This window comes from Maribacter hydrothermalis (genome assembly GCF_001913155.1).
Classification (GTDB): domain Bacteria; phylum Bacteroidota; class Bacteroidia; order Flavobacteriales; family Flavobacteriaceae; genus Maribacter; species Maribacter hydrothermalis.
This window is the reverse complement of record NZ_CP018760.1, coordinates 1,180,330-1,202,310: the sequence shown is the minus strand read 5'-3', so window position 1 is coordinate 1,202,310 and position 21,981 is coordinate 1,180,330. Positions and strand designations below refer to the sequence as shown.

Genomic DNA, 21,981 nt, shown 5'->3' with positions numbered 1-21,981 from the left:
TGTGAGACTAAATTTGTCCCAACAAGCAGTACGCCTATTAAAATAATTCATAATTTTGTAATTCAGTTTAGTTAATATTGCTTTTAATGGTGATATTAATCACATAGGCCGGGAGATGTTCGAGCATCTTTCGGCTTTTTTATTAGCTCAATTTTTGGTCATAGGCAAGTAGTTTTGTTGTTAGTTTGAGTTGATTAGTTGTAAAGTGCCGTTAGTGTTTTTTACTTTAAAATTGGAGGTTTCTCCAATCAATGAAATAACCTTTTCTGCATTTTCTTTTAAATCGAGGTTTCCAGAAAAAGTTTGTTTAGCTAAATCGTTATTTTCAATATCTATTTCAATATTATAATATCTAGACAATTTGGTCATTATAGATTTTAAATCGTCATTTTTAAAATTTAAGAAGCCTTCTCTCCATGAAAAATAATCGTTTACATTAACTTCTTTGGTCAGTGCTTTTTTGGATATTGAATTATAACTGGCTAATGTTCCAGGTGTTATTTTTACCCCTTTAATATTTTTGTCTGTGTAGTCAATTTTTACACTTCCAGATTTTAGAACCGTAAAATTTAATGCATCTTCTTTATAGCTACTAACATTGAAAACGGTACCCAGAACTTCAATTTCTTGATTGGCCGATAATACTTTAAAAGGTTTATTTGGATTATGAGTTACCTCAAAAATGGCTTCACCTTCTAAATACACTTCCCTGTTATTTCCATTGAATACTGCAGGGTATATTAATTTAGAACCAGAGTTAAGCCAAACCATAGATCCGTCTGATAATTTAAGATCGGTTCTTTTACCAAATGGTACTAGAATAGTATTAAATAAAGCTTTGTCATTATGCGTAGATTTTTGATTAACCGTTTTTCCAGATCCCAAAACAACCTCTTCGCCAGTATCGGAATAATGTACTGTGGTATTTTCACCATCTAAATTTAAATTGTCTCCACTTCCTAAAATAAGGGTTACACCATCAACCTCAGAAGTGTTTAAGCTTGGTGAAGTCTCAACAAAACTTTCGATAGAAGGGTTTGGCTCAGGTTGAAAAAACAGGCTGACACCTATAATGAAAACTAAGGAAGCAGCAACCATAAGGATTCTTCTGTTCCTTTTTATTTTTTTGGTTTGCCTAGCAGATTTTAAAATACGATTTCTCAAATTTTGTTTGTCAAAATCCGAAAGATTATCGTTAGGTGTACTTTTTGTCATAATTAAAATATAAAAAGGAGGTCATTTAATATGCGAATAGAATCCCCCTTCAACTACAAGAGTGGATATTCGACAGAACATAGACAAGAAAAATAGATTTTTTATAAAAAAGTAAAAAGTATAGCGAGAATACCGCCTCTAAGAATCTTAAGTGCGCGGTAAATAATAGTTCTAGCAGATGAAATAGATACGCTCATGGTTTGCGCAATTTCTTCATATGATTTTTCTTCAGTAAAACGCATGTTTAAAACCTCTTGTTGGTTCTTGGAAAGTAAATTCATGGCGCGATTTACCTTTTCTTTTATGTAACTAGAATGTTCGGTATTTATAATTTGCGATTCGTGCGAAGGTGTGTTAATGTCATTAATCGAAATAGTATGTAAAATTTCTGTATCCTCTACATTTAAAACCTTTAGGCCAGACTTTTTATATAATGTTCTTTTTAATGATAGGAATAAGTAAGATTTAACATTACTAACCTCACCAAGATTTTTATGATACTTGTATAGGTTTAAGAACAAATCGTGGATACCATCCATAACTGATGTTTTGTCCTTGGTTATGCTCATTCCAAATGTGAATAGATTATCTATATATATGTCATAGAGCTTTCCTAAGGAATCCATGTTTCCTTTTTGTAGCTCCATCCAGTATGTCTTTTCATCATTTCTAGACATTATAGATTATTTTTTCTTTGTTTGGCTATGCATAATTAATTGGTCAATGTTTAATTTAAAAATTGTAGGAAACAATTGTAAAAATAAATAGTATTAAACTATTCGTAATATCTTCTTTTTATATTAACACTTCACTAACAAATGTATTAAAATATTAATATATTCTTAAAAAATTAATTTTAATATAGATTTTTTTTAAGGGTATTTCTTACAGGTTTCCATTTAACTTATTCATTTTTAGTTGAATAAATAAAAGTGCGATTTACTCACAATGGTTAATTTTGATTTGTTCAATTTTAAAAACTATATTTTTTTGTCTATAAAAATGAAAGAAGTTACTCTATTTAAAAGAGTAGCTATTTCTAAGACTTAAAATATTATTTCAGGAACTGAGCGTGCTAAATAATTATATTTTCTATATTAATAAATGAATGCAATTTAAATGAAAAAGACACAATTTATTTTAATTATTATTACCTGTTTTACAGTGTTTTACGGTTTTTCAAAGCAAACCCCGGATATAAAAAAAAGACCTAATATTGTTTTTATCATGTCCGATGATCATGCGTATCAAGCAATTTCGGCATATGATACTAGTTTAATCAATACACCAAATATTGACAGAATAGCGAAGATGGGTATGTTATTTACAAATGCCAGTGTTACAAATTCTATTTGTGCGCCGTCTAGGGCTACATTGTTAACTGGTAAGCATTCTCATATTAACGGCAAGGTGGATAATGTTTCTCCATTTGATACTACTAATGTTACTTTCCCTCAATTGTTGCAGAAAGCTGGCTATCAAACAGCTATGTTTGGAAAACTTCATTTTGGTAATAATCCGAAAGGATTTGATCAGTTTAAAATTTTGCCTGGTCAGGGTTCATATTATAATCCAGATTTTATAACTAAAAATGAAGGTGAAATTAATGTAAACGGTTATGTGACCGATATTGTTACAGATATGACATTGGATTGGCTAGAATTAGAACGTAAAAAGGAAGACCCATTTATGTTAATGTATCTACACAAAGCACCTCACCGTTCTTGGCTAGTGGCAGAAAGACACATGGAAGAGTATACTCAAAAAGAATTTAGAGAACCCGCTACTTTATTTGACGACCATAAGGGTATGCCCGCTGCAAAGGTTGCTCAAATGAATATACATGGCAATATGGGGTGGGCTGCAGATAGCAAGCTATATCCTGATGTGATGGATGAAATGGGGCTACAGGAACAAATAGGTTATGATAAACTTAGATTTGAAATGGGTGTCGGTAGATTAAATACGAAGCAAAGAGCAAATTTTGATAAAGCCTATAGACGTGTTGCCGAGGATTTTAAAAAGAACTATCCTAACATGACTGATAAAGATGTAGCTAAATGGCGGTATCAAAGATATATGCAAGACTATTTAGGGACTATAAAATCCGTAGATGAAAATGTGGGTAGGGTGTTAGATTATCTCGAAGAAAATAATTTAATGGATAATACTATTATCGTTTACACCTCGGATCAAGGTTTTTACTTAGGAGAACATGGCTGGTTCGATAAGCGTTTTGTCTATGATGAAAGCTTAAAAACGCCACTTTTGGTGTCATGGCCAGATAGAGTAAAGGCAGGTAGTGTATCAAATGAACTTGTTCAAAATTTAGATTTTGCCCAAACTTTTCTTGACGTTGCGGGCGTTGATCAACCAGATGATATGCAAGGAGAAAGTTTAATGCCCGTTCTTACAAATGATATGAAAGATTGGAAAAGGGAGGCAGTATATTATCACTATTACGAGCATCCATCCGAGCATAACGTAAATAGACATTATGCAGCGATTACTAAGAAATATAAGTTAATACATCATTATTTTGATTTGGATTATTGGGAATTGATCGATAGGGAAAAAGACCCTTTAGAGCAACATAATTATTACAACGACCCGGCATATACTGATATTAAAGAGGAATTACATAAAAAGTTGGACGCGTTACGAGAATTATATGGCGATAACGAAACAATTAGTAGGAAGTATATAGATGAATTTATGCCCCTAGCTAAAGAAGGAAAAGTTTTTGGTGTAGAAAAACCAATCTTAGATCCCATTATTGAAAAATGGGAAAGCTTAAAAAAGGGTAATTAAAATTTTAAATGTTATGTTTTTTAAAACGGGATGAAGTAATTATCCCGTTTTTTTATGTTTTTAATCAAAATAGAATTTAGTAGTCAATATGTCTAAGCCTTGATCGGTAGCAAACTATATAATTTGAGAATATGTGTGCTTCTTTTTTGAAAAATAGCCGTTTGTATTTTTAAAATGGCATAAAATTTATCCATTATCAACAGAGTTACAAATATGAAGTTTAATGGGTTTTGTGGTAATAGTAACTGGACACGAACTAACAAATTTCGGGTTGTTAGCTAAACAAAATCGTTCAGTTTTCCTGTGTTTTAGATTTTTACAATGAAAAAGTGTGGGTTTGCTTGTAAGCTGAATATTGTTTTTTTTGAATATACAACATATATAAAAGTTATGTACAATGATGCAAATGTTCAACCCTTTATAAGTATGGAGTTGTAATAATTTATAAATATATTTTAAGTTTAAGATGTAAATTTCAATGAAAAGTGATGTAAGGAATTAGTTGATTTAATTTTCACTTTTAACCATGCACATTAAAATTATTTTATTCTAAACCTACAATATTTTTCATTCTTCGCATTTATTTCAAATATTAAGCTGGTTATATTTTTAGAATTCTTTTTTTCCGAGTTGAAATGGTCTTCAATTTAATTTAAACGTTTATAGAATTAATATCAAAAATTCAGTAAAATTTTCGGAACTAAAAAAATAAAATATATATTTGCTTATGTATAACATAATACATTCGAAATGAAAAACCTTGTAGCAGCCACATATGCGCCAATGCATAGAAATGGTACACTAAATTTAGATTTAATAGGTCCTTATAGTGATTTTTTAAAAATCCGTAATGTTACAGGAGCTTTTATTAACGGGTCAACGGGCGATTTTGTATCGCTCAGTACTGAAGAACGTAAAAGGATTGTAGAGGCTTGGTCAAGTACTAAAAGAGATGGATTTTTCCTTACCAACCATGTTGGTCATAATAATTTGAGAGAGGCGAAAGAATTGGCTGCACATTCTGAAGGACATTCAGATGCTATTTGTGCGCTGCCTCCTTCATATTTTAAGCCCAAAACTGTAGAAAGCCTATTATTCTATTGTGGTGAAATTGCAAAGAGTGCACCAAGCATTCCATTTTATTATTACCATATTCCGGTATTAACAGGTGCTAATTTTAAAATGATTGAATTCCTGGAAATGGCAGTAAAAACAATTCCTAATTTTGCAGGAATCAAGTATTCAGATTATAATGCATCTGATTTTGCTAAATGCTTACATTTTGACCAAGGTTCACAAAATATACTTTTTGGTGTTGATGAAAAGCTTGTGTCTAGTCTACCCCTAGGTGCCACAGGTTGGGTAGGCAGTACCTATAATCATTTATCACCACTGTATTACGAACTAATTTCGTCTTACCACAATAACAACCTTGAGAAAGCAAACCAACTTCAAGAGAAAGCAATTCTTTTCGTTGAAACTTTAGATAAATTAGGAGGTTTCAATGGCGCAGGTAAAAGCTTTATGAGAATGTTCGGTCTTGATATGGGACCAAGCAGATATCCACATACTACATTAACCAACGAACAGTTGAATACGGCAATTCAAAAGCTAGCCCAACATGGAATGCTTGATTATTTTGGCAATCAATTTTCACCATCAATTTAAGCACAACTATTCCAATAATTATTTTAAAAACAAGTAAATAATTGAAAACAGGAAAATTATATACACATTTTTTAATGCATTATGTTATACATAATGCAAAATTATTTATCTTGCGATGAATTCAAATTAATATTATCAACTCAAAACCAAATGGATATGAAATTATCTGAAATTTTTTATAAGCTTGATAAGCGCAGGCCAAATGGTCACCGCCTCAACCTTAAGCAAGGAACATCAATGTTGTTAATGGCCGTGTTGTTATTCTTCTTTAGTCAAAACACATTTTCGCAAGAACGAAACATTTCAGGTTTTGTTGCCGATTCACAAGGGGTGCCCTTGTCTGGTGCAAGTGTTGTCATTAAAGGGACTACAACTGGTGTCCAAACTGATTTTGATGGCAATTATTCAATTGATGCCGCTACTGGAAACATTTTAGTATTCAGTTACTTAGGATTTAATCCTACAGAGATTACTATTTCAAACAGTGATGTCATTGATGTGACGCTTGTTGAAAATACCGCAATGCTTGATGAAGTTGTTGTAACAGGTTATGGTAGCCAAACCAGGAGTACGTTGACTACATCAGTTTCTAAATTAGATACTGAAATTTTGCAAACGTCGACCAGATCCAATGTTGCCACAGCATTACAGGGAACAATTGCTGGTTTACGCGTTACGAATACTACGGGTCAGCCAGGGTCTACACCTCAAATTGTATTACGTGGGGGTACTAATTTTGACGGTACAGGTTCTCCCTTAATATTAATTGATGGTATACCTGGGTCATTTTATGCTTTAAATTCCGATGACATTGAATCAATTGAAGTTTTGAAAGATGCAGCAGCAACCGCTATTTATGGTGCAAGGTCTGCAAACGGTGTTATTTTGGTAACAACTAAGACAGGTAAAGTAGGTAAGGCTTCTATAAATTATCGCTATAAATATAGTATGAATGAAAAAAGAGATGATCAGGAATATCTTACTGCTACTGATTTTCTTAATTACAATAGACAAGGGCATGCTTATTCTGAGCAAGTTCTGGGTAATCCTAACTTTATTCGACAATTTATAAATGGTGATAACTCTTTTGGAATAGGGGGGAACACAACCAATTCGCCATTTACGACACAGTTACTTACGCCACAAAATCAATATTTATTGAATCAACCCGGATGGGCCTCCATTCCTGATATTTTAGATCCAAGTCAGGAAATATTATTTTTCAACAATAAAAATGTGGGTGACCGTATTTACCAGAACAGTGAATCTAAAGACCATTATTTATCTTTTGACGGAGGTAATGAAAAAGGATCATATTATTTAGGTTTAGGCCTTTTAGATAATGATGGGTTGATCTTAGGCTCTGGATTTAAAAGATATTCGGGTAAATTTTCTGGATCTTATAAAATTTCGGACAAGATAAAAGTAAATTCCAACGTATTATATTCACATTCTAACTTGAACAGAAGTCCGCTTGGAGATGATAACACTGTTTTTAGAAGATTTCAAGGGCAACCGCCAACTTCTAGGGATTACGACAACAATCCAGATGGTACTTTTTCAGATATATTTGCCGTAGGTCAAAATAATGGTTTTGGTAATCCATTATATTATCAAGACAAGTTTATTAGAAAAAATTTAGAGCAACGCTTATCTGCTTCGATAGGTATGGATTGGAATGTTTTTAATAATCTAATCTTATCTGTAGATGCCAGTCATTTTACTATAAACAATCATAATGAGAATTTTAATAAGGCTTTTAGGGTTGGGAGTACTTCTGGACCTCTGCGTACAAATCGTGAAGCTTCAGTTAGCTTAGAAAGAACATTAAGAAATCAATTGACCACAACCTTAAATTATACGAAGAAATTCGGAAACCATAATTTAAATGCTTTGATTGGTGCTGAGTATTTTAAGGATAATATTTTTCTAACTTCTGCTGGCACTCGAAATTCACCATCCGATTTAATTGCAACGTTGAATGCTGCACCAGAAGCTGATGGCATTCCTTTTAGCTTTGAGTCAGAACAAGTAATCGCATCTACTTTTGGTAGGTTGTTATATGATTATGATGACAGATATTTATTGAGCTTTACATTTAGAAATGATGGTGCCTCAAGATTGGGGAATGAAAAATTCGGATTCTTCCCAGGGGTATCGTTTGGTTGGAATGTGCATAATGAAAGTTTCTTTAAAAACTCGGATATTGCCAATACGATCACTAGAATTAAACCAAGGTTAAGCTATGGTGTTAATGGTAATGTAAATTCAATAACTCCACCTGGCTTGCAAGATTATACGGGTAATTATGCTGTATTTGGATCATATTCTGATCAAGGTATTTATAACGGCCAAACAGGATATGCCAATACTTCTTTAGCTACATTAAATCTTGCCTGGGAGCGTTCTACAACATTTAATGCAGGTTTGGATATTTCATTTTTTGATAATAGACTTACATTTATAACGGATGTTTACTCTAGAGATGTTAAAGATAAAATTGCAGATCTTACATTGCCGTTTTACACAGGTTTCAGTTCTATTAGAACCAATAATGGAACTATTAGAAACAAAGGTTTTGAACTACAGGTAAATGGCGATATTATCAGAAATGAAGATTTAACTTGGAATGTGGGCGCAACGTTTACATCGAATAAAAACTATGTAATCGCTCTGCCAGAGAATGATAATGATTTAAACCGACAGGGTGGTGAACTTATTTGGAATCCATCCACTAACCAAGAAGAATGGGTAGGAGGTTTTCAGGAAGGACAACGATCGGGCAATGATCTTGTTGTAGCTTTTGAACAAGATGGTGTCTACGCAACACAAGCTGAAGCTGATGCCGATAATTCAATTACTGATGAATTCATGCCAGCTGCTAGTACCAACCAGCGTTGGGCAGGTGATTCTAAATGGGTTGATCAAAATAAAGACGGAGTTATCAATGGCTTGGATAGAAAGGTTATTGGCCGTACAACACCGAACATTATTGGAGGTTTAACGACAAGTGTAAACTATAAGAACTTTAATTTATTTGTTAAAACAGATTTTGCTGCCGGTCATTTGGTTTGGAACCATATTAGGGCCAAAGGGTATGGGCAAACGCAGGGTAACCTAAATCAGCCAATTGAAGTATTGAATTCTTGGACACCTAGCAATACAGATACACAATGGCCTCGTATGGTTTTTGTAAATGCTGCAAAAAATGTTTGGAGAGGAAGTGAATCAGTGGAAAGTCTTCAAAATTTTGGAAATGACCAATTCTGGGAAAAAGGCGATTATTTAGCTTTAAGAGAAGTGACGTTAAGTTACAATTTCCCAACAGAATATTTTAATGATGCCATTCAAGGTCTTAGTCTTTTTCTTACGGGATCTAACTTGAATTATTTTAAAAGTATGAGCGGTGATACACCTGAAATAGGTGGCGTGCAATATGGGGCATTTCCTGTTCCAAAAACAATCACGATTGGTCTTAACGTAACATTTTAAAAAAGATAAAGATGAAAAAATATTTATACATATTATTAGCTACCGTTGCTTTGAGTGCATGCGAAAGTGAGCTCGAATTAGAAAGTCCCAGTGAGTTGACCTCTGCAGGTTTTTGGGAAACTGAAGAAGGCGTAAAAACCGCACATACTGGTTTATATGCCAATTTAAGATCATCTGCCCAAGATTTTTGGTTATTGGGAGAAATTAGAAGCGATATTTGGGGAGGAAGAACATATGAGTCTGCCGATAATATTAACTTGATAGAATCTAATTTTACTGAAGCAACTGCACCTTTTGGCGGGTGGGCAGGTTTGTATACAAGAATACACCGTATTAATGATTTCTTGGCTAATGCACCAAACGTAACCTTTATTAACGAGGGTGAAAAGGCACACTTAATGGGGCAAGCTTATGGTCTAAGAGCATTATATTACTATACACTGTTAAAAACATGGGGTGGTGTTCCAATTATTTTAGAACCTGTTGGTGCAATAGACCCAACTGATTTAAGTAAGGCTCGGTCTTCACAAGAAGAAGTAATGAATTTAATAAAGTCGGATATAGATGCTTCTTTAACTGCCTTTGGTTCTGACGATAGTTTTTGGGTAGATAGTAAAAACTTCTGGTCTAAAGCAGCAACACTTACCCTTAAAGGGGACGTTTATATTTGGTCTGGAAACTTGCTAGACGGCGGTACTGCAGATTTAAATGAAGCAAAAACGGCATTACAGCAAGTAGCTTCTTTTGGTGTGGGATTAGAAAATGATATTCCTAGTTTATGGGGCGTTGGAAACGAAGGGAATAGTGAGTTTATTTTCGCCTTGCAGTACAAACAAGATGAAGCATCTAACTTTTATAACAGTTTAACAGGCCGAAGTACTGAAATTAACCCACAATTTGATGATGACGGTAATTCTATGATGGATTTTATTATTGCAGGAGCAAACAGATATGGCCAGTCTGAGAAGACCATTTTGTTGTTAGACGATAACGATGATAGTCGTAAAGATGCAACTTTTATAAGATTATATACAAATGATAATGGAGGATTAGGATACCCGTCGTATAATGAACCTGTATATTTTGGTTCTGTCTTTAATAAGTTCTTAGGTCAGGTAATTGGTTCAGAACGAATATTTGAAAACGATGTACCTGTATATAGATATGCAGATGTTCTGTTACTTTTGGCAGAAGCAAAAAATCTTTTAAATGAAGACCCAACGAACGAAATAAATTTAATTCGTGAAAGAGCATACGGAGCTAATTACGATGTGATCGTTCACGGCTTTACAAATGGTTCACAAATAGATAATGCGAATGCTATTTTAGACGAACGTTATAAAGAATTTGTTGGAGAAGGCAAAAGATGGTGGGATTTAAGAAGAGCCGGTAACAGTTTCGTTTTTGATAATGTTGAATTTTTGTCTCCAGGTGATGAGTATAAATTATTGTTACCTATTACAACTGATATGTTAGGTAGAAACCCGGCATTGGTTCAAACACCAGGGTATAATTAAATAAAATAGTTGTTGATTTAGTTAATTTTCTAAAAGTCCTTGGTTTAGTTAGCCAGGGACTTTTTATTTATCTCCGTTTGCCTTGAAAGCATGATCAAAATGCGGTTCTAAATGTCGTCGCATTGCATTTCTAAAAGTTTCTGGGGTACCAACTTTTAGATTTTCAAATAACATTCTATGAGAGACAAATTTCCCACCTGAAAAATGGTAAGCATCTAGGTCGGTATTCTTGGTTTCTTTTAAGTATACATAATCAAAAACAGGTAGTAGTAAGTTTTGAAATTTTAATAGCGTAGTGTTTTTGGACATTTCATATAATTTACCATGAAAGGCAACCTCCTTGTCTAAAGTAAATCGAATTTTACCAGAACTGCTAGATTCCTCAGCTTTAACTATTGCCTCTAGCTCATCCATATCTTTTTGTGTCTTATGTTCAAAAAGAAAGTCTGCCATTCCCATTTCTAAAATTAAACGAAGCTCAAAGAGTTGTCTCATTGTATCCTCGCCTAATAAAGTTGGGTCCATAATACGTTCAAAATTATTGATGATATCCGGCTGCTTCAATATCATGCCCCTATGCTTTTTTGATTCTACCAAGCCTAATGTACGTAAACGAAGAAGTGCCTCTCTAACAACAGTTCTGCTTACGCCCAAAGATTCTGCGAACTCAAGTTCCTTGGGTATGGCATCGCCGGCCTTGAGGTTATTATCTTTAAAAAAAGCCAATAAACGTATTTCTACTTTGTCTACTAGAGATCCAGTATCTACAGGTGCTAACTTTTTAAATTTCTTCATACTTGGTTATTTACTATCAATTTATACAACATCAATTAACAAAAATACGGTTACTTATATAGATTATATAGTTGATTCTTAATTTCTATTAAGAAACTTTTATTAAGCATTTATTAATACTTCTACCACTGACTAAGTTAACGATTTTTTGTTTATTTTTGTATTATGTTATACATATAAAATGAAATACGCATCATTATACAAGAATACACTTTTAACTGATATACTTCCATTTTGGGAGCAACATTCGTTAGATCTCGTTGATGGAGGTTATTATACGTGTCTTGATCAGACTGGGAAGGTGTACGATACCGATAAATTTACTTGGCTTCAAGCAAGACAAGTATGGCAATTTTCTATGCTTTATAATCAAGTTGAGCGAAGAGAATCTTGGCTAAAAAATGCAAAATTAGGCGCTGATTTTATTAAAAATAACGCAAGGGATTCTAATGGAAATTTTTATTTTTCAATGACCAAAGAAGGAAAGCCTTTGGTGCAGCCCTACAATATATTTTCTGATTGCTTTGCAGCAATGGCATTTGCCCAATACGCAAAAGCTTCAGGTAACAATGAGTTTCGTGAAATTGCAAAGGCTACGTATCTTAATATCTTAAGTCGAAAAGACAATCCTAAAGGAATTTATGAGAAGGGAACTGGAGAGCGAAATCTGAAAAATTTTGCACTTCCAATGATTTTGTCTAATCTGGTATTAGAGCTTTCAGATGTTCTTGAACCAGAAGAAATAGAACGAACACTAAATTATAGTGTCAACGAAGTTATGGAAGTCTTTCTACAAAAAGATTCTGGTTTAATATATGAAAATGTGATGCAAGACGGATCACTACATAATAGTTTTGATGGAAGGCTTATTAATCCAGGTCATGGTATTGAAGCGATGTGGTTTATGATTGATATCGGGGTTCGAAAAAATGACCAAAAACTTATTCAGAGAGCTTCTGATACGATTATACGTATATTGGAATATGGTTGGGACAAAGAATTTGGAGGTATTTTCTATTTTATGGATGCCAAAGGCCATCCGCCCCAACAGTTAGAGCATGACCAAAAATTGTGGTGGGTACACCTTGAAACCTTGGTAGCTTTAACGAAAGCATATGAGCAAAACCCATCAAGTACAATTGCACATTGGTATCAAAAAGTTCATGACTATACATGGTCTCATTTTCCCGACCTTGAACATGGGGAGTGGTTTGGGTACCTTAACCGCAAAGGAGAACCATTATCTACGTTAAAAGGAGGTAAATGGAAAGGGTGTTTCCATGTTCCAAGAGCTATGTACCAATGTTGGAAATCTTTTGAAAAAATAGAATCAAAATAAATTTAAATGAAGAATTACACACTAATTGCTTTAGCCCTGCTTTTTACTTTTTCTGTAAATGCCCAAGATAAATCGTTTCAAATGGCAGAAGGGATCATTGACCATCAAGATCTATTCAATACATCAATGAACGAGTCGGTTTCTTGTTATCGAATTCCTGCCATTGTAACCGCACCAAACGGCGACCTTATTGCTGCAATTGATGAAAGATTACCCTCTTGTAATGACCTTAGGGGAAGTGATGATATTAATATTGTAATTCGTAGAAGTAGTGATAATGGGAAAACATGGACGCCTATAGAGACGGTTGTAGATTTTCCGTTGGGCCAGTCCGCATCTGACCCTTCTATGATAGTCGATAAAATCACCAAAGAGATATTCATGTTCTATAATTTCATGAATTTGAACACAGAAAAAGATGTCTATTATTTACATGTGCTGAAAAGTTCGGATAATGGTAAAACATGGAGTAAACCAGAAGATATTACCTCGCAAATTGCGAAACCTGAATGGCACGAAGATTTTAAATTTATTACTTCAGGAAGGGGTATACAGACAAGTACTGGTAAACTTTTGCACTGTATGGTAAATTTAAATAGCGGTATGCATATTTTTGGTAGTGATGACCATGGCAAAACGTGGTTTTTAATAGATACTCCTATAACTCCGGCCGATGAATCTAAAATTGTTGAATTGGCAGATGGTAGCTGGATGGTAAATGCACGTGAGAATAAAGAAGGCCATCGTTTAATTCATACCTCTACAGATGAAGGCAAAACCTGGACAACAAAACCCGATACAAATCTGATAGATCCAGGGTGTAATGCAAGTATTATTAGATATACATCTATAGATGATGGATATAATAAAAATCGCTTATTATTTTCCAATGCCAAAACTACAAAAGGCCGTACAAACTTAACCGTTCGTGTAAGCTATGATGAAGGCGCAACGTGGACCAATGGTAAAACGGTGTATGAAGGTCCTTCCGCATATTCATCGTTAACCGTTTTAAAAAATGGCGATATTGGTGTTTTCTTTGAAAAAGATGAATATACCGAGAACGTTTACGCTCGTTTTTCGCTTAAATGGTTGACTGATAATAAAGACAAGTATAAAAAGCCTAAGAAAAAAAACTAGCAGAACTAAAGACCCCATTATTACTTTAAGATATTTCAAAACTGAACATTCATAATATGAATAGAAAAGAAATTAAAAAAGCTTTATCGGTATTTATACTGTTCGTTGCAATTGGTTTCGGTCAAGAAAAATCTAAAGTGGGTATGTTAGAACTACCTGAGCTAATAAAACAAGCAGAAGATTCAACTGCTTTTGGTTTTGCAGGTATGGTAGGAGGGGAGTACAATGACGTAATTATAACGGCTGGTGGTGCTAATTTTCCAAATGGTTTACCTTGGAAAGGTGGTAAAAAGATATATAGCGAAGACATTTATGTGTTGCAAGATGGTCAGTGGAAATTATCCGATAAAGTACTACCATCGCCACTTGCATACGGGGCTTCTGTAACTACACCCAACGGTGTGTTGATCATTGGTGGAGAAAACGGAGACCAAACCAGTGATAAAGTTTTTTTGCTGAACTATAATTTATCCAAAGATAATCTTGAAATTACCGATTATCCATCGTTACCAGAACCTTTGGCCTATGCTGCTGCAGTTGTTGAGGGAGATTATGTGTACGTAGTTGGAGGTAAAAATTCTGTAAAGAGCGTCAATTCTTTTTATAGAATGTCTTTAAAAAACACCAAAGAATGGGAAAGACTTTTAGATTTTCCAGGTCCTGCTAGGGCATTGCACAGTATTGCAGTACAAGAAACAAAAGAATCAAGAAAGCTTTTTGTTATTGGGGGCAGGAATCAAATAGCCGGAAAAAAATCAGAAACGCTAACCAATTACCTATCCTATGATCTTAAAGAAGGACATTGGAAAAATGAAGGTGAATTATTGATCAACGGAAATTCTAGGGTTATAATGGGTGCCTCTGCTGAAAGCATGGGTTCTATGCATATTATGATTTATGGAGGTTCAGATGAGTTATTGTTTAACCAACTTGAAAATATAGCATTACAGCTTGCAGAAGAGAAAAATGATTCAATTGCACTTACCTTAAAAGAAAAAAGGGATAAAATACTTACAGTCCATCCAGGGTTTTCTAAAGAAATATTAGGTTATAATAGTATTACAAAAAAATGGTTTGTTTACGACACTTTATCGTTTGGTATACCTGTAACGGCACTTTCTTTTAAAAAAGATGAGGGCTTTGTAATTATTTCAGGAGAGGTTTCTCCAGGCATCAGAACAGCAGCAGTTCGGCAATTTAAAATAGCTGAAGCAGCTGAACCGTTTGGTGTTATTAATTACACGGTTTTGGTACTATATCTTTTAGTTTCTTTAATGATTGGTGTCTATTTTGCCCGAAAACAAAAGTCGACCGAAGATTATTTTGTTGGTGGTGGTCGTATTCCTTGGTGGGCTTCTGGTTTAAGTGTATTTGGAACGCTATTAAGCGCCATCACATTTATGGCTATACCAGCGAAAGCTTTTATAACGGATTGGTCTTTTTTCTTTCTTAATATTACAGCCATTTTAATAACACCGGTAATAGCTTTTATATTCATACCCTTTTTTAATAAACTGAAAATTAGAACTGCTTATGAGTATTTAGAAGACCGTTTTAATTATACAGCGCGCGCATTTGGTAGTTTGTCGTTTATATTATTCCAATTAGGGCGAATAGGCATTGTGTTATTACTGCCATCACTTGCCATTTCTATAGTTACTGGTATACCCGTAGAGACAAGTATTTTGATTATGGGGTTATTGTGTGTGCTATACACGACTTTTGGAGGTATTGAAGCGGTGATTTGGACAGATGTATTACAGGTAATCGTGCTTTTAGGGGGTAGTATTTTGGCAGTAGTTTGGATTCTGTTGCATACCGAAACCTCATTTGTAGATATGATTTCTTATGCTTCAGAGCGTGATAAGTTCAATATTGCCAATCTAGACTTTGATTTTACTGAATCTACCTTCTGGGTAGTTTTCATTGGAGGTTTGGCCTCTGCTATGGTTACTCAAGGTACAGATCAGACCATAGTGCAACGATATTTGACAAGCTCTAGCATAAAAGATTCTCAAAAAACATTGTATACTAATGCGGTTTTGACTTTACCTGCAACAATTATCTTTTTTGGTATAGGTACGCTCTTATTTATTTTTTATTCAGAAATGCCGAATGCACTATCTCCGGCTATGTCAAATAACGATTCTATTTTTCCTTGGTATATTGTTAGGGAGTTGCCAGTTGGTGTTTCTGGCTTGCTGGTTGCTGGAATTTTTTCTGCTGCAATGTCAAGTATCAGTAGTAGTTTAAATTCAGTTTCAACAGCGTATTGTAATGATTTTCATCAACATTTTAGTCCGAAAACGCCAGACTTAAAATTATTAAGAATTGCTAGAATTGTAACTATAGTTACTGGTGTGTTAGGTGTGTTGTTGGCACTTTGGATGGCGAGTTCAAATATTAAATCTCTATGGGATCAATTTTATAGATTCCTAGGTCTTTTCACGGGAGGATTAGGAGGTATGTTTCTTTTAGGGATGTTGACCAAAAAGGCGAACGCAACAGGTACACTAATGGGTTTGGTAATAAGTGCTATATTAATTTGGTATATAAGTGTTTTTACCGATATTAGTTTTTTAATGTATGCTTTCTTTGGAGTGGTTTCTTGTTTTATTTTTGGTTATTTAAGTAGTTCAATTTTTAAGGATAAAAAATAACGAATAGAGGTATTTTGATACAGGTTAATTATCTCTGGCATTGATATATAGACGTAGAAAACTTCGGATTCAAGGCTTTCAAAACCATTACCTACATGATATCCCTCATTTACAGGTTGATCTTGAACTATTTATAAATAAGAGTACCAATAATGCTACGGTAGAATATTTCAATCCCAAAATAAAATCATTTAGGGCGCAATATACAGAAGTTAGAAACATAGAATTCTTCCTCTTTGGGCTAATTAATATTTTAGCCTAAATCGCATATTCCATAAGGTTATATCTTGATCCGTAATACCAAAGGATGTAAAGTAGGAAATAAAAAAACCCATCAGCTATTTCTAGTGATGGGTCTTGTATTAGTAGCGGGGACTGGACTCGAACCAGCGACCTTCGGGTTATGAGCTCTTCGTATGGAAAATTTCCAACGGTTTTATTGGGCTCAATCGCTATAAAATTTTAAAATCGTATGCAAAAACGTATGCAGTTTTAGTTTTCTGATTAGTTGGCAATTTAGTTAAAAAAAGATTCTAATATTAGTGTCTTGATTATTTAAATATATAATATCAAGTGTAGAGCGTTATAAAAATGAACGGGACTAAGTTGTTAAATAATTGACTTAGTTATTTCTTTTTAATCAATAGTTAAAAGTAAGGTCAGGTTCTTGGCCGATATTGAGCCTTTAGTAATAAGTTAATTTTGAAGGGGAGTCTATTTAAACATAGTTTTGCGAAAAGGGTTAAAAAATTGGGACGTACGCCCCTAAGCTGGCATTTTATCTGAGTGAGAAAGTACGGCTGGCAAGATTTTGCTAACGCTCAGATATGGCACGTGCCTCTGGATTTTCAAATATCGGAAATGTTTCTTTGTTGCGTTTCACGATCAGATAACTCAGGTGAGGCATGTGGCATATCGTTTGGTATGAGACGTTCTAAAAATCTGAACGGTGTTCTTCAACATCTAGTAATAAAACACCTGCAAATAGCTACTTAGAAGGCTTAGCTAGATGTCGGTCAAAGTATTCGATTATCTTGCCAAAAAGGTAGCGATCGTAATGCTGCTCACGGCTCCATCCATGCGTTGCACCCGGTGCAAAGGCAAAGTCGAAATCCTTGCCTTGTTTAATCAGTTCTTCAGCTAACACGGTCGTCGTCTTAAATGGTACCACATGATCTTGCATGCCGTGGATAAAAAGGAGTTTATCCTCTAGATTCGATGCATAATTGAGCGCTTTCCGTTCGAAGATTTCGGGGTGTGTCTGTGGGCTGCGAACAATCGCAACGTCGTCCGTGCCAAAGAAGATTGGGTCAACAGCTGCTGCTGCAGCAACACCTACCTGGAACAAGCCCGGCTTCATCAACAGCGAATAAACTGAGAGTGTTCCACCGTAACTGCTGCCCCAGATGCCGATGCGATCGGGATCGACATAATCCAGTGACTCCATGTAGGCAACGGCACTTGCATAATCATCAATATCCTCGCCGGCAAAGCCGAGCAGGAACTCTTCACGGAATTCCCGGCCATAACCGTTGCTACCACGTGAATCCACCTGCACGATAATATATCCCTTCTTGGCCAACAGATGCTGTACGAGGCTGTAGTTGCCGGCCCAGCGGTTCCTCGCTGTATTCGAATACACGGGTCCAAACAGCACTGGATACTTCGTACCGGGCTGCATGTTGGTAGGTTTCAAAATTCGGGCATGCAGCGTGTAGTCATCTATAAGACTGGGGAAGGTCACGTATTCCGCAGCCGCCCAGGATCGCTCCGTGAAGGCGGGCAAGGGCGAGTGGGTTATGCGCGTAGGGTCACCACCCTCGCTGCTGACCACGTACAGCTCGGGCGGTGAGTTGTCGTTGCTGTGCATGAATACCAAGTGCCGACCATCCGGTGAGGGGTAGCCAACGTTCTGCCCAGAAAGACGTGTCACCTGTTGGGGATCGCCACCGGACAGATTCAGGCGATACACATGTTGTTCGTACGGATTAACGCCGTTGCCTGCATAAAACAGTGTATTACCAGCAATAGTCGGGGCGGACAGCACATCGTAGGACGGATCTGTCAAGAGCTTCGGACGATCGCTAGACGTTGAGGCATCGATCATATAAAGGCCGTAGCGATCACCCATATCGCTTAAGAAAACGACCTTCTTACCATCTGGATGCCAGGTAGATCCAAACGATGTGTACATGCGGCTCTCTCGAACACCTCGCCAAATCCCACGCAGTTGGCTTTCTCCGGGTGCAACGACGAACAACTTACGTTCAACCGCCGTATCTGATGCGGTGTCAACAAGCAAAGCTCCTTCCGGTGACCAGTTGAAGTCGATGATCTGGTGGGCGTGAGGGTCTGGCAAATCGAGGTACATAATGTTACCGCTTTCTACATCGAGCAGGCCAACCCTGCGAATCTCGTTTGGATCGCCCGGGTAACTTCGGCGTACCTCGTTGGGATTGGTTTCGGCAGCGAGGTAATCCGGGAACGGCACCTTTCGCATCTCGCGTCGGTCTACGACGTGAAACGCAATTGTCTTGCCATTCGGGGACCACTTGTACTCTGGACCACTCCAGATGCCTGGACCTATTTCACGTTCCGGTCGGCTGTAGCGCCCCTTCTGTAAGCTTGAGAGACTGGCAATGCCGATCTCGGTGAGCTGGCGATTCTCTTTGGAAGGCAAGTCAGCAAGCCACAGGTCACCGTTTCGGATATACGCCGCTTGTTTGCCGCTTGGCGATATAGCCAGGTTACTTGCACCTGCCTCGACGGGCATAAACTGGATGTCGTTTCCTTGGCTTAGCGAGGTCTGCCATAGGTGGTTACCTCGCAGGCTGATGATTGTGTTCGCATCGGCCCAGACAATATCGCGTACGGATTCGGATGCCGTATCGGAACTGAGGCGCGCTTCCTTCCCATCGCTTGTGGATATCCAGAGGCCACGCATAGAATTTCCTGGTTCACTCCAGGAAAAGGCGAAGTGCTCACTGTTCGGTGCCCACGCAGGTGGGGACGGGGTTGTTCCCGTCAGTTTTGGCGTTACGAAGAGGTCATTAAGCGTGAGCTCACTTTCCTGTGCTGTGATTGTTGCGGGCATCGCCATCAGTAAGGCTGCCACTACTATTGTTTGATAAAAAGAGATCTGTTTCATGTATTTGCTTTAGTAACGTCTGGAAAAATAATCTTAATGCTGCTCAAATAGCGCTCTCACCATTGGAGCGTGTGCTTTTTAAAGGTCTTCCAAGTTGGACTTTTTTGGTTTTCTTATCATTTGTATTATACCGAAATAGGTTGACCTTTTTTCGGGTCTATTCTAGACATTCAATGGATATATTTTGGCCGTTTAGAAGCCAAAAAAAATTTATTGAACTAGGTTCGTTGTTAAATCGTGAGCATAGGTAAATTTACCTTATTTTTCCGATACGACCTGTATTCTATATTACGGTTTAGATGCACTTCGGAAGGTTTCCACGCCGAGCGAAATTTGCAACTTCGTATAGAACCCAGTACGCTATTATGGTTAGCACAAAAAGAACGAATATAAAAACTCATTTGTAACCTGTACCAATAGAAATAAAACATGGTATAAACTGTGGCAAAACTCCTATGAGTTTGCAAGGGGTAATCAGGTTATTGGTAAAACATGAGTAAAAGAAAAAATTATTACCTAGTGGTCATGGCCATTATCACTTTTTAATCTATTTGTCATCTAGCTTACTCAAAGTGGTACGAAGTTGCAAAATTCGCACAGCGGGGGATTATAATGTCTCAGATTTATTGAAGCATTTATTTATTTTTCACCTCAGTTCTTTGTTGTGCATAGTGCTTTATTATTCGGGTTTTGTATAAGTCACAATATCAATTCCAATTCCATTTGGGTCTTTGATTGCAAAATGTCTGTCGCCCCAAGGTTCATCTCGGATTTCGATTTCCATTTGGACTCCTTTGTCTTTTAGTTGTTTATAAACTTCATCTACGTTTTCAACTTCAATAGTCAAATACACTCCTTTTCCGTTAAATGCAGATTGAAAAATGGGTTTTTGGCTTGGGTGGTTCGGTTGTAGAAAACTGATTTCTGCAGATTGGTCAGGTGTGTGAAGCAGTAAATAAAATTCGTTTTCAAAACTTACTCCAAAGTCCATAACTTCTGTGTAAAATTTCTTTGTTTCCTGCAATTTTTCCGTAATTATTCCTGCGTTAAGTTTCATCTTGTTTGTTGTTTGTGCATTTGTCCAACCTACTGTAAGAACAAACACGGTTAATAATAATGCTTTCATTGTCAATAATTTTGTTCATACAAATTTAGGTTGACAATAAGCCGAGGAATTGTATAAATCGGACAAACTTAACGGAAGGCTTCAGAAGGTGTTACACCGTAAAATATTTTGAAGTTTTTAATGAAATGAGCTTGGTCAAAAAAACCAACATCAAAGTACAGTTTGTTTTCTTTTAAACTTTGTTTTGAAGGTTTTGCATTTAAAATATGTTGAAAACGCACAACATTACTAAATGATTTTGCAGTTGTGCCGATATAAAAGTTGAAAATTCTTCGAAGTTGTCTTGAGCTTAATCCTGTATTAAGGTCCTTTTCGGTGTCCAAAAACCCATTCTTTTGAAAAATCAAGTTTAGTGAATTCAAAAAACGTTGGTCATAGTTAATATCTTGGTTTTTTGAAAATTTGATTATTTTTTCATTCAGGATTTTTGTGATATTTTCAAATGAATCTGCTGGGTTGATTTTTGAATTAATCCACTCTGAAAAGTTGGGCAAAATTTTGTTCAGTTCTTGGGATTGATTGCTTAAAGTTTTGGCGTCAACTCCGAATAAGTGTGTGAAGGCAGAGGGCAAAAACCGAATTCCGATATAATCAAATTCTTTGCCGATAGGGAATTGAACGAACTTTCTGCAAAATCCCATCACAAAGTTTTCAGTCGGTTTTTTATGGTCAAAAAATATGTCGATACAACCGTCAGAAACTACTCGGTAATTATAGTTTCTTTTTAAAGGTTTCTGTGTTTTGAGTTGCCAAAAGCAGTAAATGAAATCCTGAATTTCTTTATTTGGTTTGCTTTCTTGATAACTTATCTCGTCATCGTTAGCCGAAACTGTTGGTTGAATCGGTTTATAGTATTCTCTTATGATTTTCAGTTCATTCACTACGTTTTTTTCGCATTATGCACAACGGCTCGTATATGAAACGTAGCGTGTAAAAAGTCGCTATCATTTCGGATTATACACGAGCCGAATTTTTAAATTTTTCTTTTTATATTAATTTTCTCAAAAAGCCAAATTTAAAAATTTGGCGGTCTTTGCAAATACACACAAACCTCTCGAAAAGCCTGTAAT

Annotated in this window: 13 protein-coding genes; 7 read left to right on the top strand and 6 right to left on the bottom strand. The window is 35.9% G+C overall.

The genetic code is table 11. The features are described 5' to 3' along the window. Positions 1–180: 180 nt before the first annotated feature. The gene (locus BTR34_RS05160; RefSeq protein WP_068487114.1) at positions 181–1,215 is read right to left on the bottom strand and encodes a FecR family protein; all 1,035 of its coding nucleotides are present in this window, start codon (positions 1,213–1,215) and stop codon (positions 181–183) included. Between the two features lie 101 nt (positions 1,216–1,316). Further along, positions 1,317–1,892 carry an RNA polymerase sigma factor gene (locus BTR34_RS05155; RefSeq protein ID WP_068487112.1) on the bottom strand — a complete coding sequence of 192 codons (576 nt, stop codon included), beginning with the start codon at positions 1,890–1,892 and terminating at the stop codon, positions 1,317–1,319. 442 nt (positions 1,893–2,334) lie between these two features. Between BTR34_RS05155 and BTR34_RS05150 the strand changes: the two genes are divergently transcribed. The 4 genes from BTR34_RS05150 (at position 2,335) to BTR34_RS05135 (ending at position 10,703) form a co-directional block, all read left to right on the top strand. Continuing rightward, a complete protein-coding gene (locus BTR34_RS05150) occupies positions 2,335–4,026 on the top strand; it encodes a sulfatase family protein (RefSeq protein WP_082960235.1) in 1,692 nt (563 codons plus the stop codon). A gap of 750 nt (positions 4,027–4,776) precedes the next feature. Beyond that, positions 4,777–5,694, top strand: coding sequence for a dihydrodipicolinate synthase family protein (locus BTR34_RS05145; protein ID WP_068487110.1), 918 nt, complete (start codon positions 4,777–4,779; stop codon positions 5,692–5,694). A 156-nt stretch (positions 5,695–5,850) separates the two neighbouring features. Next, positions 5,851–9,186: a SusC/RagA family TonB-linked outer membrane protein gene (locus tag BTR34_RS05140; RefSeq protein WP_082960240.1), complete on the top strand. Its 3,336-nt coding sequence runs from the start codon at positions 5,851–5,853 to the stop codon at positions 9,184–9,186. An 11-nt stretch (positions 9,187–9,197) separates the two neighbouring features. Further along, positions 9,198–10,703, top strand: a complete 1,506-nt coding sequence (locus BTR34_RS05135) for a RagB/SusD family nutrient uptake outer membrane protein (protein WP_068487108.1) — start codon at positions 9,198–9,200, stop codon at positions 10,701–10,703. A 63-nt stretch (positions 10,704–10,766) separates the two neighbouring features. Here BTR34_RS05135 and BTR34_RS05130 read toward each other — a convergent pair whose 3' ends face one another. Continuing rightward, on the bottom strand, positions 10,767–11,498 hold the full coding sequence (locus BTR34_RS05130) for a FadR/GntR family transcriptional regulator (protein ID WP_068487106.1): 732 nt from the start codon (positions 11,496–11,498) through the stop codon (positions 10,767–10,769). 181 nt (positions 11,499–11,679) lie between these two features. Here BTR34_RS05130 and BTR34_RS05125 point away from each other — a divergent pair, with 181 nt between their 5' ends. Genes BTR34_RS05125 through BTR34_RS05115 form a run of 3 tightly spaced genes read left to right on the top strand, consistent with a single transcriptional unit; the run spans position 11,680 to position 16,637 of the window. Then, positions 11,680–12,837 carry an AGE family epimerase/isomerase gene (locus BTR34_RS05125; RefSeq protein WP_068487104.1) on the top strand — a complete coding sequence of 386 codons (1,158 nt, stop codon included), beginning with the start codon at positions 11,680–11,682 and terminating at the stop codon, positions 12,835–12,837. A gap of 6 nt (positions 12,838–12,843) precedes the next feature. Further along, entirely contained in the window at positions 12,844–13,977 is a 1,134-nt protein-coding gene (locus BTR34_RS05120) for a sialidase family protein (protein ID WP_068487102.1), read from the top strand. Positions 13,978–14,033: 56 nt separating this feature from the next. Then, positions 14,034–16,637 carry a sodium:solute symporter family transporter gene (locus tag BTR34_RS05115; protein ID WP_068487100.1) on the top strand — a complete coding sequence of 868 codons (2,604 nt, stop codon included), beginning with the start codon at positions 14,034–14,036 and terminating at the stop codon, positions 16,635–16,637. A gap of 988 nt (positions 16,638–17,625) precedes the next feature. Here BTR34_RS05115 and BTR34_RS05100 read toward each other — a convergent pair. From BTR34_RS05100 to BTR34_RS05090, 3 genes are all read right to left on the bottom strand, one after another. Next, entirely contained in the window at positions 17,626–19,785 is a 2,160-nt protein-coding gene (locus BTR34_RS05100) for a prolyl oligopeptidase family serine peptidase (RefSeq protein WP_068487096.1), read from the bottom strand. A 679-nt stretch (positions 19,786–20,464) separates the two neighbouring features. Beyond that, positions 20,465–20,842: a VOC family protein gene (locus BTR34_RS05095; RefSeq protein ID WP_068487446.1), complete on the bottom strand. Its 378-nt coding sequence runs from the start codon at positions 20,840–20,842 to the stop codon at positions 20,465–20,467. A gap of 137 nt (positions 20,843–20,979) precedes the next feature. After that, positions 20,980–21,792, bottom strand: coding sequence for an AraC family transcriptional regulator (locus tag BTR34_RS05090; RefSeq protein ID WP_068487095.1), 813 nt, complete (start codon positions 21,790–21,792; stop codon positions 20,980–20,982). Positions 21,793–21,981: the final 189 nt, after the last annotated feature.

Coding starts and splice junctions, on each gene's coding strand:
- BTR34_RS05125 (WP_068487104.1), top strand. CDS start 11,680: ATGAAATACGCATCATTATACAAGAATACACTTTTAACTGATATACTT.
- BTR34_RS05095 (WP_068487446.1), bottom strand. CDS start 20,842: ATGAAACTTAACGCAGGAATAATTACGGAAAAATTGCAGGAAACAAAG.
- BTR34_RS05140 (WP_082960240.1), top strand. CDS start 5,851: ATGAAATTATCTGAAATTTTTTATAAGCTTGATAAGCGCAGGCCAAAT.
- BTR34_RS05115 (WP_068487100.1), top strand. CDS start 14,034: ATGAATAGAAAAGAAATTAAAAAAGCTTTATCGGTATTTATACTGTTC.
- BTR34_RS05100 (WP_068487096.1), bottom strand. CDS start 19,785: ATGAAACAGATCTCTTTTTATCAAACAATAGTAGTGGCAGCCTTACTG.
- BTR34_RS05130 (WP_068487106.1), bottom strand. CDS start 11,498: ATGAAGAAATTTAAAAAGTTAGCACCTGTAGATACTGGATCTCTAGTA.
- BTR34_RS05145 (WP_068487110.1), top strand. CDS start 4,777: ATGAAAAACCTTGTAGCAGCCACATATGCGCCAATGCATAGAAATGGT.
- BTR34_RS05120 (WP_068487102.1), top strand. CDS start 12,844: ATGAAGAATTACACACTAATTGCTTTAGCCCTGCTTTTTACTTTTTCT.
- BTR34_RS05135 (WP_068487108.1), top strand. CDS start 9,198: ATGAAAAAATATTTATACATATTATTAGCTACCGTTGCTTTGAGTGCA.
- BTR34_RS05155 (WP_068487112.1), bottom strand. CDS start 1,892: ATGTCTAGAAATGATGAAAAGACATACTGGATGGAGCTACAAAAAGGA.
- BTR34_RS05160 (WP_068487114.1), bottom strand. CDS start 1,215: ATGACAAAAAGTACACCTAACGATAATCTTTCGGATTTTGACAAACAA.
- BTR34_RS05150 (WP_082960235.1), top strand. CDS start 2,335: ATGAAAAAGACACAATTTATTTTAATTATTATTACCTGTTTTACAGTG.